The sequence below is a fragment of the Filimonas zeae genome (genome assembly GCF_014641615.1).
Classification (GTDB): Bacteria; Bacteroidota; Bacteroidia; order Chitinophagales; family Chitinophagaceae; genus Filimonas; species Filimonas zeae.
Genome location: NZ_BMIB01000004.1, coordinates 1,161,380 through 1,178,203, shown reverse-complemented (window position 1 = coordinate 1,178,203; position 16,824 = coordinate 1,161,380). Strand labels below are relative to the sequence as shown.

At 47.9% G+C, this 16,824-nt stretch carries 12 protein-coding genes; 8 read left to right on the top strand and 4 right to left on the bottom strand.

Annotated features, from left to right (window positions below; genetic code table 11):
• Nucleotides 1-22: 22 nt before the first annotated feature.
• From IEY13_RS23400 to IEY13_RS23365, 8 genes are all read left to right on the top strand, one after another.
• On the top strand, nucleotides 23-1,930 hold the full coding sequence (locus tag IEY13_RS23400; RefSeq protein ID WP_188956812.1) for a RagB/SusD family nutrient uptake outer membrane protein: 1,908 nt from the start codon (nucleotides 23-25) through the stop codon (nucleotides 1,928-1,930).
• Between the two features lie 23 nt (nucleotides 1,931-1,953).
• Nucleotides 1,954-3,171 (top strand): DUF5000 domain-containing lipoprotein, encoded by a 1,218-nt coding sequence (locus IEY13_RS23395; RefSeq protein WP_188956810.1) that lies wholly within the window; start codon nucleotides 1,954-1,956, stop codon nucleotides 3,169-3,171.
• Nucleotides 3,172-3,206: 35 nt separating this feature from the next.
• Nucleotides 3,207-4,418 carry a DUF4998 domain-containing protein gene (locus IEY13_RS23390; RefSeq protein ID WP_188956808.1) on the top strand — a complete coding sequence of 404 codons (1,212 nt, stop codon included), beginning with the start codon at nucleotides 3,207-3,209 and terminating at the stop codon, nucleotides 4,416-4,418.
• A gap of 492 nt (nucleotides 4,419-4,910) precedes the next feature.
• Nucleotides 4,911-6,221 (top strand): BNR repeat-containing protein, encoded by a 1,311-nt coding sequence (locus IEY13_RS23385; RefSeq protein ID WP_188956806.1) that lies wholly within the window; start codon nucleotides 4,911-4,913, stop codon nucleotides 6,219-6,221.
• Nucleotides 6,222-6,233: 12 nt separating this feature from the next.
• Nucleotides 6,234-7,220: a glycoside hydrolase family 43 protein gene (locus tag IEY13_RS23380; protein ID WP_229687979.1), complete on the top strand. Its 987-nt coding sequence runs from the start codon at nucleotides 6,234-6,236 to the stop codon at nucleotides 7,218-7,220.
• A gap of 33 nt (nucleotides 7,221-7,253) precedes the next feature.
• Nucleotides 7,254-10,361 carry a beta-galactosidase, LacZ type gene (gene lacZ, locus IEY13_RS23375; RefSeq protein WP_188956804.1) on the top strand — a complete coding sequence of 1,036 codons (3,108 nt, stop codon included), beginning with the start codon at nucleotides 7,254-7,256 and terminating at the stop codon, nucleotides 10,359-10,361.
• Between the two features lie 11 nt (nucleotides 10,362-10,372).
• Nucleotides 10,373-11,605 (top strand): DUF2264 domain-containing protein, encoded by a 1,233-nt coding sequence (locus tag IEY13_RS23370; protein ID WP_188956802.1) that lies wholly within the window; start codon nucleotides 10,373-10,375, stop codon nucleotides 11,603-11,605.
• An 87-nt stretch (nucleotides 11,606-11,692) separates the two neighbouring features.
• Complete coding sequence (locus IEY13_RS23365) at nucleotides 11,693-13,201, top strand: family 43 glycosylhydrolase (protein ID WP_188956799.1); 1,509 nt, start codon at nucleotides 11,693-11,695, stop codon at nucleotides 13,199-13,201.
• Here the strand turns inward: IEY13_RS23365 and IEY13_RS23360 are convergent.
• The 4 genes from IEY13_RS23360 to IEY13_RS23345 all read right to left on the bottom strand — a co-directional run bounded on the left by IEY13_RS23360 (nucleotide 13,195) and on the right by IEY13_RS23345 (nucleotide 16,736).
• The gene (locus IEY13_RS23360) at nucleotides 13,195-14,328 is read right to left on the bottom strand and encodes a PAS domain-containing protein (protein WP_188956797.1); all 1,134 of its coding nucleotides are present in this window, start codon (nucleotides 14,326-14,328) and stop codon (nucleotides 13,195-13,197) included. The two genes, IEY13_RS23365 and IEY13_RS23360, sit on opposite strands and share 7 nt — an antisense overlap.
• Before the next feature lie 124 nt (nucleotides 14,329-14,452).
• Entirely contained in the window at nucleotides 14,453-14,659 is a 207-nt protein-coding gene (locus tag IEY13_RS23355; protein ID WP_188956790.1) for a hypothetical protein, read from the bottom strand.
• A gap of 33 nt (nucleotides 14,660-14,692) precedes the next feature.
• Nucleotides 14,693-15,475, bottom strand: a complete 783-nt coding sequence (locus tag IEY13_RS23350; protein ID WP_188956788.1) for a TIGR03915 family putative DNA repair protein — start codon at nucleotides 15,473-15,475, stop codon at nucleotides 14,693-14,695.
• A 1-nt stretch (nucleotide 15,476) separates the two neighbouring features.
• Nucleotides 15,477-16,736 carry a putative DNA modification/repair radical SAM protein gene (locus tag IEY13_RS23345; RefSeq protein WP_188956786.1) on the bottom strand — a complete coding sequence of 420 codons (1,260 nt, stop codon included), beginning with the start codon at nucleotides 16,734-16,736 and terminating at the stop codon, nucleotides 15,477-15,479.
• Nucleotides 16,737-16,824 lie beyond the last annotated feature (88 nt).

Genomic DNA, 16,824 nt, shown 5'->3' with positions numbered 1-16,824 from the left:
CAATTAATAACAGCATGTATTTATGAAAAAAAGAACACATTATATAACCATAGGCATACTGGCACTGGCGGGTATGCTGGCCTCCTGTAAAAAATACCTGGATGTGGTGCCCGATAACGTGGCTACCATAGACAATGCTTTTACTCTGCGTATTGAAGCGGAGAAGTTCTTATTCACCTGTTATTCCTATCTGCCTAAAGATGGTTCACCTATCGGCAACATAGGCTTTACCGGTGCAGATGAAATATGGATTCCTAAAACGCAGCTGGGTATTATAGCAGATGCTACCGCCTGGTACATAGCACTGGGTAACCAGAACGTAAACAACCCCTGGAAAAACCTGTGGGATGATTTACCACGGGCTATCAGAAACTGTAACATTTTTCTGGAGAACGTAACAGATATGAGCAAGGTGCCAGACCTGTCGCCGGACGAGCGTACACGCTGGATAGGAGAGGTGCAGTTTTTAAAAGCATTTTATCACTATCAGTTACTGCGCATGTATGGACCTATACCTATTACCGATGTAAACATACCTGTATATGCCTCGCCGGATGAAGTAAAGGTAAACCGTGTGCCTTTTGACTCCTGTGTAAACTACATCTCTAACCTGCTGGACAGTGCCGCAGTAAGGCTGCCGGATGTGATACTGGAAACTACTACACAGCTGGGCAGGGTAACCCGTCCCATAGCGCTTTCCATAAAGGCAAAGATGCTGGTAATGGCTGCCAGCCCGTTGTTTAATGGTAATGCAGACTATGCCAACTTTAAAGACAAAGCAGGCGTAAAGCTGTTTAATACCGATTATAAACCCGAAAAATGGCAGCGTGCAGCTGCGGCCTGTAAGGCGGCCATAGATGCCTCTACACAGGCGGGTTTTGCGCTGTATACCTTTGCTGGTGGTTCTATGGCTTTATCAGATACTACCAAAAGGCAAATGAGTATCCGTAATGCCATTACTGAGCGATGGAACAAAGAAAAGATATGGGGCTTATCTAACAGCCTGGCTACCGATCTGCAAACGGTATCTATGGGGGTGCTGGTAGCGGGTGGCAACGCCAAGCTATCTGCCGGGCAGTTTGCTGCTCCGTTAAAAATTGCGCAGTTGTTTTATTCAAAGAATGGCGTGCCTGTTAATGAAGACAAAACGCTGGACTTCTCTAACCTGAACCAACTGCGTACTGCCACGCGTGACGAGCGGTTTTATATAGGAGAGAATTATACTACTGCACGTATGAACTTTGACCGTGAGCCCCGGTTTTATGCAGACCTTGGTTTTGACGGTGGCGTATGGTATATGTACAACAGCCCCACCGGTAGCGATGAAGGCACGTATGTAATGCAGGCTAAGTTTACCCAGTTTGGTAACAACGGAACAGAAGGCTTTTATAACGAAACCGGTTATTTTATTAAGAAGCTGGTAGACTGGAACTTTTCTGCCACTAACTCTGCTGCAACCATACGCTGGTATGAGTGGCCGGAAATAAGACTGGCCGACATATATCTTTTATATGCAGAGGCATTGAATGAAAGCAATGCAGCACCGGTAGAGGAATGTTTTACTTATCTGGATTTAATCCGCAGCCGTGCTGGTATTCCGGGGGTGCGTGAAGCATGGAGTAATTATTCTAACAACCCCAATAAGTTTACCACCAAAGAAGGTATGCGTGCTATCATTAAGCAGGAGCGTGCGATAGAACTGGCGTTTGAGGGTAGTCGTTTCTGGGATCTGCGCCGCTGGAAAGATGCAGTACAAACCTTGAACCAGCCCATCACCGGGTGGTCTGTTTTCCAGTCCACCGCATTGTCGTACTACCAGCCGCGTGCTATTTACCAGCAGCAGTTTGTAGCTCCCCGTGATTATCTGTGGCCCATCAGGCAGTACAATTTCACTGTTAATCCCAACCTGGTGCAAAACCCCGGATGGTAATTCCCTATCTCAATTACTGAAATATGAAAAGACTACTCATTATATCTTTTGTGTGCCTGTTGTATGGAGGAATGCCGGCAGGCTGCAACCCGGATGTGCAGAAGCCATTAACACCTGCCGCCGGTGCACCTGGTGTTATAACCAATGTAACGGTGGAGAACGGCCACGGACAGGCTAAACTTACTTATACACTGCCGGGCGATAAAGACCTTGCCTATGTAAAAGCAGTATATGAACTGGCCAGCGGCAAAACCCGCGAAGTAAAAGCCTCAGCGTATACCAACACTTTGCTGGTAGATGGTTTTGGTGATACCAGCGAGCATACGGTGCAGTTGTTTACCGTAAGCAAGGGTGAGGTAACTTCTGCTCCGGTGACGGTAAAAGTAAAGCCACTGGAAAACCCTATATGGGCCGTATACCGTAACATGAAAGTGCTGGCAGATTTTGCAGGGGTGCGTGTTATAACCCAGAACCCGGCAAGGGCTGAAGTATCTATCATTGCTATGATAGATACTACGTATGAGTATGTACTGTTGCAGGGCATTTACACACAGGCCGATTCTATCAGCCGTGCTATCAGGGGCCTCAGTATCTCGCCCAAAAAAATAGCTGTGTTTGTGCGCGATCGTTTTCTCAATTCCACAGACACCCTGTTTACCACCCTTACACCCTTATACGAGGCGCCACTGCCTAAATCGGGCTACAGAACCATGACACCTGTGGTATGGCCTGGTGATTCCCGCATGGATAACTCTTCCAGCGGTACTGCTGGTGTTGGCATAAATAAAATATGGGATGGCGATGTAATCAACTGGCCCAGCTGTCTGGCTGGTGTGCCTACCAACCTTACGCCGCAGTCGTTCACCTTCGACCTGGGTGTGGTGGCGCAGTTGAGCCGTATTGTAATATGGGATTATCCGGAATATCTGAACAATGGCCGTGCGTATTACTATCGGGGTTGTATGAAGCGCTTTGAGGTATGGGGCTCTTCCAATCCTGCCCCTGATGGAAGCTGGGATAGCTGGACAAAGCTGGGTACTTACGCAGAAGAAAAGCCATCTAAAAGCGCTTACGGTGTACAAACCACAGAAGACTACGATGTGGCTTATGCCGGCTTTAGCTGGGATTTTAAAATAGATGTGCCAAAAATGCGTTACCTGCGGGTAAGATGTCTGGAAAACTGGATGGGTACCACCTTTCCTATGATATCAGAAGTGCAGGTATATGGCGATGCGCGTTAATCACCGTTTTTCTTCTTACCATCAAAAACAGAATCATGAAACTGAATAATATATCTGTGCTTTCCTGGCTTGCCGGTGCTATGCTGTTGTGTCTGGCAGCCTGCTCCAAAATGGATGAGTACAGAAACTTTGCACCCGATGGAGAAAAGGCCTATGCCGGCAAGATAGATTCTCTTAAAATCTATTCCGGCCGTAACCGGGTACTGGTAAAAGGCCTGTTTATAGCCGACCCTAAAATTGTGGCCTGCCGTATTTACTGGGATAGCCGCAAAGATTCCGTAACCATAGCTATAAAAAGAACGGGCGGTGTAGATACCCTGTCCAGGCTAATTGAAGGGCTGGATGAAGGCGTGCACAGTTTTGAAGTAGTTACCATAGATACTTTTCAAAACCGGTCTGTAGTGGTAAATGCTTCCGGTACCGCTTATGGCGATCGCTACCAGGCCCTGCTGCTGAACCGGCCCATCAACAACAGCGAGCTGAACAACAATGCCGAAACAAAAATCTCCTGGGGTGGTATGGACCTTACCAGTGGGGTATTTGCTTCCGAGCTTACGTTTACCGATACGTTTAACGTACAGCGGAAAATCCGGGTTCCCATAGGTATAACCGATACCACGTTAAAGCCCTACAAATATGGCTCATCGTTCCAGTATCGTACCCTGTTTCTGCCTGATACGCTGAGTATTGATACTTTCTATACTGGCTATCAGACTGCCAATGTGCTTATGAACGTAACTGCCGATTATCTTAAAAACACTGGTGGTCCTTTCAAGGCATCTTCGTGGGATAGTAAACGTTGGGGGGTACTGGATGTGTGGAGTACTTCCTCCTCTGTAAAAAATGCAGGCGGCTATGGCGGGTACGAACTCCGTTCAAATGTGGGCGTATTGTCTTTTGAGGCAGGCTGGGGATTACCCAATGTGTCTGAGGGCAAAATTTCACAAACGGTAACATTACCTCCGGGCACCTATGTGTTTGAAGCAGTGGTAGATGCCTGTAGCACCAGCGGTGCCATGTATGTAATGGCAGCGCGTGGAACTGCCCTGCCCAATATTGCCACTTTAAGTACTAATCCGGCGCTTGCCAGTGTGGCTTTTACCTCTAATGGTACCAAACAGGTGTCGTTTGTACTTACAGAGCCGGAAACCATTACGCTGGGCATGGCTGCAACGCTTACCGGCACGGGTTCTACCGGACAATATTGTAAAATAACCGCAGTGCGGTTAAAGTACCTGAAACCCTAAACCTTTATAAACCAATAGTATGCGCATACAGTTTGTTATGGCCGCAGCAGTAGTGTCGTTTGCCTGCAATAAATCAGAATCCGGTGCCATCCATCCTACGCCGGGGCCGCAAGGCCCCGTAGCGCCGGCGAAGATACCAATGCCTCTCGGAGCGGAAAACTGATTGTAAGTGGCGTATACGAGGGTTTAAAGGAACGGAATGTAAATCCACTGCCGGCCTTATTAAATACTGCAGTTTGGTAGAGGCCATGAAGGCAGACGGACTATAAATACTTCATTTACCCCTCTTAAATGTGAATTTGCCCCCTTAGTAAACGGGGGGATAACAGTTTTTTTGCACAACCACCTCCCTTTCGCAGCCCGGAAGGGGGGTAGGTTGTAAACTGACGCGGCTTTTGTGCTATTTTGCTGAGAGCGCTATGCCATAACCCCCTGCTACGCTGATAAACTGCCCGTTTTGGGGAATGGCTGCGTTGTTAAACAAAGAGAACTATGTGGAAAAAAACGGTTTTGCCATTATTGGGTATGGGTATGATGACGGCCTTGCTGGCACAGCAACCTGGCAAAGGAAGGCTGGTAACGGTGGCGGATGGCTGGTCGGCCAACTCGGTAAACGCGGTTGTTTTTCGCAAAAACTCACTCACCAGCTTCAGAGATACACAATACGTGGCGTTTTACAACGCAGATAAAAAAGTAGTGCTGGGTAAGCGCTGTTTGCGCGATACTGCCTGGCAGCTGCAAACCACCGCTTTTAGCGGTAATGCCAACGATGCACATAACACCATCAGCATTATGGTAGATGGTGCCGGCTATCTGCATCTTTCGTGGGATCATCATAACAATCCCCTGCATTACACCCGCAGCATCAGCCCCGGTTCGCTACAGATGAGCGCCCCCATGGCTATGACCGGTAAAAAAGAGAACAAAGTATCCTATCCGGAGTTTTATAAACTACCGGGCGGCCATCTGCTGTTTATGTACCGCGATGGCGGTTCAGGCAACGGCAATCTGGTGCTGAACCGGTACAACCTGGCCACACAGCAGTGGACGCAGGTACAGGAAAACCTGATAGATGGCGAAGGCAAACGCAATGCGTACTGCCAAACGTTTGTAGATAGTAAAGGCACAATACATATTTCCTGGGTATGGCGCGAAACTCCGGATGTGGCTACCAACCATGATATGTGCTATGCGCGCTCGCAGGATGGTGGTGTTACCTGGCAAAAAACAACCGGAGAAGCGTACACCCTGCCCATTACAGCTGGCACCGCGGAATATGCCTGCCGCATACCGCAGCGCAGCGAACTGATTAACCAGACCTCTATGTACGCCGATGACAAAGGCTACCCTTATATAGCCACCTACTGGAAACCCGCAGGAACACAAGTGCCTCAGTTTCAGCTGGTGTATTACAACGGTACCCAATGGCTAACCAGCCAGGTAACCAACCGGAACAGTGCTTTTAGCCTCAGCGGTACGGGTACTAAAAAAATACCGGTATCACGGCCGCAGATTATGGTAATGCGCAAAGGGAAAAGAACGGCGGCTTATATGGTGTACCGGGATGAAGAGCGGGGCAGTAAGGCTTCGGTAGCGTATTGCAGCGATATACGGAAGAACCAATGGAATACTACAGATGTAACAGATAGTTCACTGGGGCAATGGGAGCCTTCTTATGATACCGATGTATGGCAGCGTAAAAAACAACTGCATTTGTTTGTACAGAAAGTAGCGCAGGGAGATGGAGAACGAACAGAAACCGTTCCGCCACAGCCGGTAGGCGTGCTGGAATGGAAACCATAAAACATGTTGACAATGAAACTACAGCGAACCTTATGCGGCCTGCTTACCGCGTGTATGATGGCAGCTTTTTGTTCTGGCAATGCCCAGCAGTTATTTAAGCCGGGCGAGGTTTGGAATGATGTGGATGGCGTGCCTGTGAATGCGCATGGTGGCGGTGTACTGTTTGATAAGGGTAAATATTACTGGTTTGGAGAAAGCCGGGCCCGGTTTGGAACTGAAGGCGTAGGTGTATACTCTTCCACCGACCTTCACAACTGGCGTCGTGAAGGCCTGGCTTTTATTCCCGACTCCGACACCACCAGCGAGGTGGGCAGGGGCTGCGTAATAGAACGCCCTAAAGTGCTGTACAATAAAAAAACAGGTAAGTATGTAATGTGGTTTCACCTGGAACTGCGTGGCAAAGGCTACAGTGCGGCACGTGCGGCTGTGGCGGTGAGCAATAATGTAACAGGGCCTTATACGTATATCGGCAGCTTTCGCCCCAACGGCAATATGAGCAGGGATATGACGCTGTATCAGGATAACGACAGTACCGCTTATCAGATTTATTCTTCCGATGAAAACTATACCCTGCGTATTGTAAAGCTGGCGCCGGATTATCTGTCTGCCACCGCAGAAGATTATTTCATGTTCCGCAATCACCGCGAAGCCCCGGCGGTGTTTAAGCACGATAAAAAATATTACCTCATTACCAGCGGTTGCACCGGCTGGGCGCCTAACCAGGCTGCCCTGCATGTGGCCGATTCTTTAACCGGCCCCTGGAAGGAGCTGGGCGATCCTATGCGGGGTGCCGATGCCCTGCACACCTATGGCGCGCAGAGCACATTTGTACTGCCTGTACAGGGTAAAAAGGATGCCTTCATTTTTATGGCCGATCAGTGGAACCCTAAAAACCTTGTCAACAGCCGCTACGTATGGCTGCCCATACAATTTAACAAAGGCGTTCCTTTTGTGGAATGGTCTGCCAACTGGAGCCTGGAGGGCTTTGACAGAAGATAACGTAATCAATAGCGACACGATAAAATGGTTCACATGAAAAAATTACTTGCCGCCGCATGCCTGGTGGTTCAGACAGGCTTTGCCCAGCAGAATAACGACTGGGAAAACCCTAAGCTGGTTGATTGGAACAAAGAAAAGCCACACGCTACTTTTTTGCCTTTCACCAATGCAGCAGATGCTAAAAAAGACGACTACAGTGCGTCTGCTTTCTATCAGTCTTTGAATGGTTCCTGGCGCTTCAGCTATGCTGAAAAGTATGCTTTCCGCCCGGTTAACTTTTATGAAACGCGTTACGATGATAGTCAGTGGAAAGATATAGAAGTGCCCTCCAACTGGGAGCTGAAAGGTTTTGGTATTCCTATCTATACCAACATTGCCTATCCGCACCCAAAGAACCCGCCGTTCATTGGCGAGAACAATCCCGTAGGTACTTACCGTAAAACCTTTACCGTTCCTGAAAACTGGAATGGCCGCGAGGTAATGTTACAATTCGGTTCTATCAGTGGTTGTGCTTTCATTTATGTAAACGGTACCAAAGTAGGTATTACCAAAGCCGCCAAATCTCCGGCAGAGTTTAACATTACACCATACCTGCACAAAGGGGAGAACCTGCTGGCAGTTCAGGTATTCCGCTGGCACGATGGCAGCTATCTGGAAGATCAGGATTTCTGGCGCTTAAGTGGTGTTGAAAGAGATGTATACCTGTATGCACTGCCTAAATGGAGTGTATGGGATTTTTTCCTGAAGTCAGACCTGGATGCACAGTATAAAAACGGCCTGTTCAGCGCGGCTATTGATCTGCGCCAGTTTGCCGGTAACAAAGTAAAAGAAGGTGCTTTACAGATAGAGCTACAGGATAATACCGGTAAAACGGTGTTTACGCAGCAGCAGCAGATACAGGCGGGTAGCGATACTATACAAACAGTAAAGTTCAGCGGTACCGTAAAATCGCCTTTACTGTGGAGTGGTGAGTTTCCTAACCTGTACGATTGTATCATTACCCTGAAAGACAAACAGGGCCGTGTAATAACTGTAACCGGCGCTAAAACCGGCTTCCGTAAAGTGGAAATTAAAAATGCACAGCTGCTGGTAAATGGTATGCCTATTCTGGTAAAAGGGGTAAACCGCCACGAGCATGATGATGTGCTGGGCCACGTGCCTACCAGAGAGGTAATGCTGAAAGACATTGCCCTGATGAAGCAATTAAATATTAACGCCGTACGTACCAGCCATTACCCTAACGATCCGTTGTGGATAAAGCTGTGCGATCAGTATGGTTTATACCTGGTAGAAGAAGCCAATATTGAAACACATGGCATGGGCGCTACGTTCCAGGCCTGGTTTGATAAGAGCAAACACCCCGCATACTTACCGGAGTGGGCACCTGCACATATGGACCGTATTCAGCGCCTGGTAGAGCGTGATAAAAACCACGCCAGTATCATTATCTGGTCGCTCGGTAACGAGTGTGGTAACGGTGCTGTATTTCATGATGGGTACAAATGGATTAAAGAACGCGATAATACCCGCATGGTGCAGTTTGAGCAGGCAGGTGAAGACGCGAACACAGATATTGTATGCCCTATGTATCCACGCATCCGCCACATGAAGGAGTATGCTGATGCTGATAAAAAGCGTCCATACATTATGTGTGAATACTCGCATGCCATGGGTAACAGTAATGGTAACTTTCAGACTTACTGGGATATTATCAGAAGCAGCAAACACATGCAGGGTGGGTTTATATGGGATTGGGTAGACCAGGGTATTAAAACCAGAGATGCCAACGGTAAACTGTTCTGGGCATATGGTGGCGACCTGGGTGCTTTTTACTGGCAACATGATGAGAACGGTGTAGCCGATGGTATCATCAGCTCAGACAGAACACCAGACCCCGGTGCGTGGGAAGTGAAGAAGGGCTATCAGAACATTCTGTTTACAGCCAAAGACATCAGCAAAGGCATCATCTCTATTCACAACGATTTCGACTTTACCAACCTGAGCGCTTACAACTTCCGCTGGCAGTTATGTAAGAATGGTGAGCAGGTGCAGGAAGGTACTTTTACGGTAGATCTGGCTCCGCATCAGGATAAAGATATAACTCTGGCAATACCTACCCCTGCTGCCGCAGAAGGGGAGGAGTATTTTGTAAAAGTGGCTGCGTATACCCGTAATGATGCACCTTTATTACCTGCTGATTATGAAATTGCCGCAGAGCAGTTTAAACATTCCGGCGATTACTTTGCGCGTAAAGCTGCCAACGGTGGCGGTGTTACCGTAAACAAAGAAGGCAACAAACTGTCTTTCACTTCCGGTGATGTTAAAGGTGAAATAGACCTGAACCGTGGTGTGATTACGCATTATGCGTTACGCAACCAGTGGGTACTAAACGGTTATCCTGAACCTTATTTCTGGCGCGCCCCTACGGATAATGACTTTGGCAACAACATGCCTGAGAACATGGGGGTATGGCGCAATGCACATGCCGGTAAAAAAGTGAAGAACGTAACGGTGGGTGATAAAACCGCAGAAGGTGTGCCGGTGAAAATACAATTTGAACTGGCGGGTATTAATGTGCCCTATACGGTTGAATACCTGATACTGAATGATGGCGCTATTAAAGTAACTGCCTCTATTGATATGACCGGCCGCGAACTGCCTGAACTGCCACGCTTTGGTATGCGTATGAGTTTACCGGGTGCTTACGGCAACCTGGCTTACTACGGCCGTGGCCCGTGGGAAAACTACAGCGACCGTAAGGATGCTGCTTTTGTAGGCAAGTATGAAGACCGCGTAGAAAACCAATACTGGAAAGGCTATATCCGTCCGCAGGAAAGCGGTTATAAATCAGATGTACGCTGGATATCACTTACCAATCAGGAAGGCCATGGCTTAACTATTGAAGGTGCACAGCCCATCGGTTTCAGCGCTATTGACCATACCACAGAAGATCTGGACCCGGGTATGACCAAAAAGCAACAGCACCCGACAGACCTGCACCCACGCAGAGGCGTTTACCTTACGGTAGACCTGAAGCAGCGTGGCGTAGGTGGCGATGACAGCTGGGGCGCTTTACCGCACGATGCTTACCGTTTGCTGGAGAAACAGTATACTTACAGTTATATTATGCGATTGAAATAAGCAGAAGTTATATGTATAAGTATCTTTTTATTGTAATAACAGCCTGCTGCGCTTTTCAAGCACAGCAGGCTTCTGCACAACAGGGGGCAGACAACAGCCGTCGCGAAGAATGGCTGCGTTATATGGATAAGATAGCCCGCCCGGTAATACAGAACCTGGCGGAAGACAAGCTGAAGCAAAACATGCCTGTGTTGTTTTCTGCTACTATTGATAACAAAGAAAGCCGTGGCCGGGTAGCCTACCTGGAAGCCTTTGGTCGCACCTTGTCGGGCATTGCTCCCTGGCTGAATATAGAAGAAGGCAGCCCTGCGGAACAGGCCCTGCGTAAGCAATACCGGGCATGGAGCTTAAAAGCCATTGCCAATTCGGTAAACCCCAAAGCCAAAGATTATCTGGAATGGAGAGGTGGGCAGCCGCTGGTAGATGCCTCCTTTTTTACACTGGCGCTGGTAAGATGCCCGTGGTTGTGGGAGCACCTGGATACTGCTGTACAAAAGCAGGTGGTAACTGCACTGGTAAGCACCCGTGGTACTGTACCGGTGTATAGTAACTGGTTGTTGTTCTCCGGAATGATAGAAACCTTTTTCTGTAAATACGGCTTGCCGTACGATGCGGTGCGTATCGACTACGGTATCAGAGAATTCTGGCAGCACTGGTACACTGGCGATGGCATGTTCTCCGATGGTATGCAGTTTCATATGGACTATTACAACAGTTATGTAATACAGCCATATCTCTCGGCCATATTACCTGTTGTAAGTAAAGAAAGAAGGGGGTATGAAGGATTTATTTCTTTGCTGGATAAAATTACCAAACGCTACGCCGCTATACAGGAACGAATGATTTCTACAGACGGTACATTTCCTGTAACCGGCCGTTCTATTGTATACCGTGGCGGTGCTTTTCAGCATCTGGCGAATATGGCTTACACACAAAAACTGCCTGCGGAATTAACACCACAGCAGGTGCGTTGTGCGCTGGCAGCCGTATTGCATAAAACCATGGAAGCGCCTTCTACTTTTACGCAGGATGGCTGGCTGAACATAGGGCTGTATGGTCACCAGCCTAAACTGGCTGATTTTTATATTACTACCGGCAGTTTGTACCTGTGTACTACCATGCTGCTGCCTTTGGGCCTGCCGCCTGCCGATCCGTTCTGGTCTGCACCTGCTGCCCCCTGGACGGCTGTAAAAGTGTGGAGTGGAGAGGATATGCCTGCAGATCATGCTATGGATTCACACTAAGCCCTAGGCCGATAGTGCAGGAAGGTTGAGCGGAGCAGGCGTTCTATATTAGGGCTTTATTTGCCTGAACCGGAAAAGTTTAATAACATGAGGGTATTCTTCGGAGCCTTGATTGCTGCCTCCTTCGCTCAGTATGGCGTATTTGCCCAGCAAAAGCCAATAACCAGAAATGTGCCTGACCACCCGCTGGTGGCAGATAATATAGCCGACCCATCGGTGGTGCGCTTCAGAGATACTTTTTATCTCTATGCCACCACCGATGTGGATGCCGGCCTTGCCAAAGGCGGAACACCTGTAGTATGGCGCTCCGCAGATTTTGTAAACTGGAGTTTTGATGGCCCGTTGCAATTGGGCAATATGGATTGGAGTAAGCCTTACACGTTTACCGATGTTAAAGGCGCACAGAAAACCGGTTACTTCCGCTACTGGGCACCCGGTAAGGCGGTTTTAAAAGATAACAAATACTACCTTTTTCCCACCATTGTAACCCCCGATGATAAAATGGGTACTTATACCGTGGTAGCAGACCATCCCCAGGGCCCTTTCCGTTTTACCAATGGTACCGGCGTATACTTTCAGCAGCCGGAAAAAGAAGCAGAGCAAAGCAAGCCTATAGTGCCTGATATAGATGGTGAGCCCTTTATTGATGACGATGGTAAAGCCTACATGTACTGGCGCAGGCGTTTTGCCACCGCACTGGAAAATGATCTGCTTACAGCCCAGGGCGAAACTATAACCATACCCACCAAACTGCCGGGCTATTCAGAAGGCCCCGGCGTATTTAAGCGCAATGGCCGCTACTATTATTTCTACACTCTTTCGGGCAATGCCAGCTATTGCAATGGCTACATGGTTAGCGATAAAAGTCCGTTAGGGCCTTTCACTATTCCTGCAGGTAAAAACATTTTTATTCAGTCTGATACCGCTACCGGCGTATGGGGGCCAGGGCATGGCAACGTGCTGCATGTAGCAGATAAGGATGACTATCTGTTTTTATATCTGGAGTATGGCGAAGGCGGTACTACGCGGCAGGTGTATGCCAATAAAATGTTGTTTAATGCAGATGGTACCATACAACCCGTGAAGGTGCATAAACAGGGCGTTGGCAGTTACCGCAAATGCAAATACCTGCCTGAGGATAACAAAGCACTCAGTGCAACCATAACTGCTTCCAGCTTTAAAAAGGAGCGGGTGGTAACTACCAGAATAGATGCAGATAAGGAAGGAGGCGACAGCAGTTTTCAGGGTATTAAAAGCATCTCACGCACCTTTACTTATGCGCCGGATAATGCGGCAGATAACAGCAACGGCACACGCTGGTGGGCGGCAGCAGAAGATAAAGAACCATGGATACAATTTGATTTGGGAAAAGTGCAAAAGCTGAAACGTTGCGAACTGTATTTTGTATTTCCTGCCTACGGCCACAGCTGGATATTGGAGAAGTCTGCTGATGGTAAAAGCTGGACCACCTGCGGCGAACAGCCAGACCTGAAAATCTGTAGCCCGCATGTTATTTCTACAATTGGAAAAGCCAGATACCTGCGTGTAAAAATAAAGGGTGGTACACCGGGTTTATGGGAATGTAAAATTTACTGATTACCTGCCTGCCGGTTAATGCCTACAATGCGGCGTATGTTTTCATCCATTTGCATGGCTGCTTTTTCCAGTAACAACAGGTATTCTTTACTTGCCTGATAATTGTCTTCTTTAATCAGGTTTAAGATGCCCAGTATGGAAGTAAGCGGCCCACGCACCTGGTGCGATTGTATCTGTGATATTTCCCGTAGCTTATCATTCTGTACCAGCAACTTTTGCTCGTTACGCTTACGGTTAGTAATATCAGTAGCATAAAAAGATACGCCCATTATTTCACCGTTGGAATTGCGCGCGGGCGAATAGGAAACATCCCACCAGGTATCAATGCCTGGGTAATAGTTCAGATTTCTTTCACCATACACGCGTTCTCCGGCAAGTGCGCGGTTGTATGCTGCAATAACGCTGCTAATGGAGGTAGGGGTAGTATAATTCAACACGCTATCGCCCAGTTCATAACCTCTGCCCAGTGCAAACTTTATAAACTCGTCTGCTGCTTTATTAAAAGCCAGTATTTCCATTTGTTTGCCTACCAGAATCTGATAGCTTTCGGAGCTGTCCAGTATAGCGCGCATTTTTAACTCAGATTGCTCCATATCCAGCATGCACTGGTTAGCTACTTTCAGGCTCAGTGATAAATCCATCAGGTGAATCGCCTGTTTAGAGAGTGCCTGTAAACATCTGGCCTGCCGCTCAGATAACTCTTTAGGTTTGGAGTCTATTACGCACAGGCTACCAATGTTAAAACCTTCGTTGGTAGTAAGCGAGGCGCCGGCATAAAAACGGATATGAGGCTCTCCCTTCACCAGTGGATTGGAAGAAAAAAAGGCATCTTTTTCTGCATCAGGTACCACCAGAATATCATTCTGCAAAATGGTCTGGTTACAGAAGGCAATTTCCCGTTCTGTGCCGGTAAGGTCGGTGCCGTGTTTGGTAATGAATACCTGCTGGTCTTTATCTACAATGGACAGTAGTGCTATAGGCACATCGCATATTTCGGAGGCCAGCAGCACTATTTCCTGAAGCTCAGATTGCCAGGTATTTTCCAGTTCACGGTAACGTTTTACCACATCCAGCCGGTATAATTCTTTCGCCTGTTTATCCTCGTCGCCGGATTGGAGGTTGTACATGTGCTAACGGATTAATTCGCAAAATAAAGGCTAAAAACGGACCATTTTCCTTCTTCAGGTTATTTTAAGCCCAATGCAGTTATCAATCAATAGCTTATGTACACTCCGGTAAACCGCTTTTCCCTTAATTCATAGGTATTCTTTTGCGGGCGATGGTATCCATCATAATACTATCGCGGCGTAATGAATCGCCTTGTTTAATAGAATCGGTAATGCGGTCCTGAGGAATGATATCTGCGGAGTCTTTTTGTGCATCGCTACCATTGTTATTACTGCAGCTGGCCAGTACCAGCAGCAGCATACCTGCGAATATTCCGGTAATGTGTTTCATAGTGGTAAGTTTTTATGCTTACAGTAAATTCAATTATCCTGCCATTCCTGTACCGGCGGGTTGTTTCTCTGGCAGGTACTTCCAGTAACGCAGCGGCATGTGCCGTATGTGCAGGGCAGTGTTTTTACGGGAGGCTATGTTTACGCTATTAAAATACTGTTGCCACAGGTGCTGAAATCCCGCTTCTTTTTCGTTCCACGCAGCCGAAGCATCTTTACCCTGAAGCATATCGGGCGAAAAATTCATTTCCACTACCTGCACAGAGGATAAATCGTAGAAAATGCCATACTTCCTGCGGCAATCGTAAATAACCCATCGCTGATCGGCGTAGCGCTTTTCAAAATGTTCTGCAATAAGGGGCAGTACATCAAAGTCGGGTTCTACTACCGCATAAAACAAACCATCCGTTGTTTCGCTAAAGCGCACAAAAGCTTCCATGCGATGTTTTTCGCGGTATACTTTACGCACCGTTTGGTGTACGGTTAATACAGCCGGGTGACTGAAATCCTCATGCACATTGGTTTGTTTAAAAAACGCATATTGAAAGTAAGCCAGCAGTGTCTGCGGCATGGTATCCAGTTCAGACAAATAAGCCTGATACAGCTGGTGACGTGCTTCGCCGGAAATACAGTTACCTATGCCCTGCCACACTCTTTTGGCTTTGGAGGCATCGGTAACTACTTCTCTTTGCTCACCAAACAGCACGGGGTTGCTATCTGCCGTAGCCAGCCGTACATCGTTCAGTTTGTATTCATATACTTCAAATATAGCGGTAAGCAGGCCGGGAAAGCTGCCATCAAATAAAAGCGTAGTCATACTAAAACAGTTTTAATTGCGGTGAAAAATTGGGCTGGTATTTACTGTGCTGCAGGCTGAGTATCTGTTGTTTAATCTGCATAGGGGTAAGGTCTCTACGGTTATCGCCTGGTATTCTGCAATCCAGAAAATAGCGGGCGCGGCTGCCTGCAATACCCATCTGCTTCAAATGATCCCAGGTGAGGCGGCTGAACCTACGGGCGGCAATAATTTTCTGCGCGCTTTGTACGCCTATGCCTGGCACCCGCATAATCAACGCTGCATCGGCACGGTTTACATCCACCGGAAACAGGTGCAGATTACGCAGTGCCCAGCCCAGCTTGGGGTCAATATCCATATCCAGGTGCGGGCTGTCGGGCGCTACCAGCTCGCCCGCGGTAAAGCCATAAAAGCGCATCAGCCAGTCTGCCTGGTATAGCCTGTTCTCCCGTATCATAGGCACAGGCGTTCCAATGGCGGGCAGGCGGTTATCGTTACTAATGGGTACATAACCGGAGTAATACACCCGCTTCATGCGCATTTTCTGGTAGAAATAGCTGGACATCATCAGTATCTGCCAGTCGTTTTCCGGCGTGGCGCCAATCACCATCTGCGTGCTTTGTCCGGCAGGCGCAAACAGTGGCAGGTGGCGGCTGGTTTTCTTTTCAGCCTCGTATTGGGTTATGGCCTGCTTTAAATATTGCATCGGTTTCAGCATATCGTTCCGGTTTTTTTCCGGTGCAAGCAGTTTCAGGCTTTGCTCAGTGGGCATTTCTACATTTACGCTTAACCGGTCGGCGTATCGGCCGGCCTGTTGCAGCAGCTCGTCACTGGCACCGGGTATGGCTTTCAGGTGAATGTAGCCGTGAAAATTATGCTCGGTGCGTAGTTTTTTAGCAATCAGCACCAGCCTTTCCATGGTGTAATCTGCATTCTTAAAAATGCCCGAGCTGAGGAAAAGGCCTTCTATGTAGTTGCGTCGGTAAAAACCAATGGTAAGCTCCACCACCTCATCTACAGTAAAAGCAGCCCTTTTAATATCGTTGCTGCTGCGGCTTACACAGTACGCGCAATTGTAGATACAGTAATTGGTAAGCAGTATTTTAAGCAATGAAACGCATCGACCGTCTTCTGTATATGCATGGCAAATACCCATGCCTCCGGCGGCGTTGCCCAACCCTTTGTTTTCATTTTCCCGTTTGCTTCCGCTGGAAGCGCAACTCACATCATATTTGGCAGCATCTGCCAAAATCTGCAATTTCTCACTGATACGGTCGTTCATACTATAAAAATACTAAAAAATGTAGTATTGTGCGCCGGGTTAAAATAGAGTTATTCGGTATTAATTTTCGGGCAACAGCCAGTAACGC

Coding starts and splice junctions, on each gene's coding strand:
- IEY13_RS23380 (WP_229687979.1), top strand. CDS start 6,234: ATGAAACTACAGCGAACCTTATGCGGCCTGCTTACCGCGTGTATGATG.
- lacZ (WP_188956804.1), top strand. CDS start 7,254: ATGAAAAAATTACTTGCCGCCGCATGCCTGGTGGTTCAGACAGGCTTT.
- IEY13_RS23370 (WP_188956802.1), top strand. CDS start 10,373: ATGTATAAGTATCTTTTTATTGTAATAACAGCCTGCTGCGCTTTTCAA.
- IEY13_RS23365 (WP_188956799.1), top strand. CDS start 11,693: ATGAGGGTATTCTTCGGAGCCTTGATTGCTGCCTCCTTCGCTCAGTAT.
- IEY13_RS23385 (WP_188956806.1), top strand. CDS start 4,911: ATGTGGAAAAAAACGGTTTTGCCATTATTGGGTATGGGTATGATGACG.
- IEY13_RS23360 (WP_188956797.1), bottom strand. CDS start 14,328: ATGTACAACCTCCAATCCGGCGACGAGGATAAACAGGCGAAAGAATTA.
- IEY13_RS23395 (WP_188956810.1), top strand. CDS start 1,954: ATGAAAAGACTACTCATTATATCTTTTGTGTGCCTGTTGTATGGAGGA.
- IEY13_RS23345 (WP_188956786.1), bottom strand. CDS start 16,736: ATGAACGACCGTATCAGTGAGAAATTGCAGATTTTGGCAGATGCTGCC.
- IEY13_RS23390 (WP_188956808.1), top strand. CDS start 3,207: ATGAAACTGAATAATATATCTGTGCTTTCCTGGCTTGCCGGTGCTATG.
- IEY13_RS23355 (WP_188956790.1), bottom strand. CDS start 14,659: ATGAAACACATTACCGGAATATTCGCAGGTATGCTGCTGCTGGTACTG.
- IEY13_RS23350 (WP_188956788.1), bottom strand. CDS start 15,475: ATGACTACGCTTTTATTTGATGGCAGCTTTCCCGGCCTGCTTACCGCT.
- IEY13_RS23400 (WP_188956812.1), top strand. CDS start 23: ATGAAAAAAAGAACACATTATATAACCATAGGCATACTGGCACTGGCG.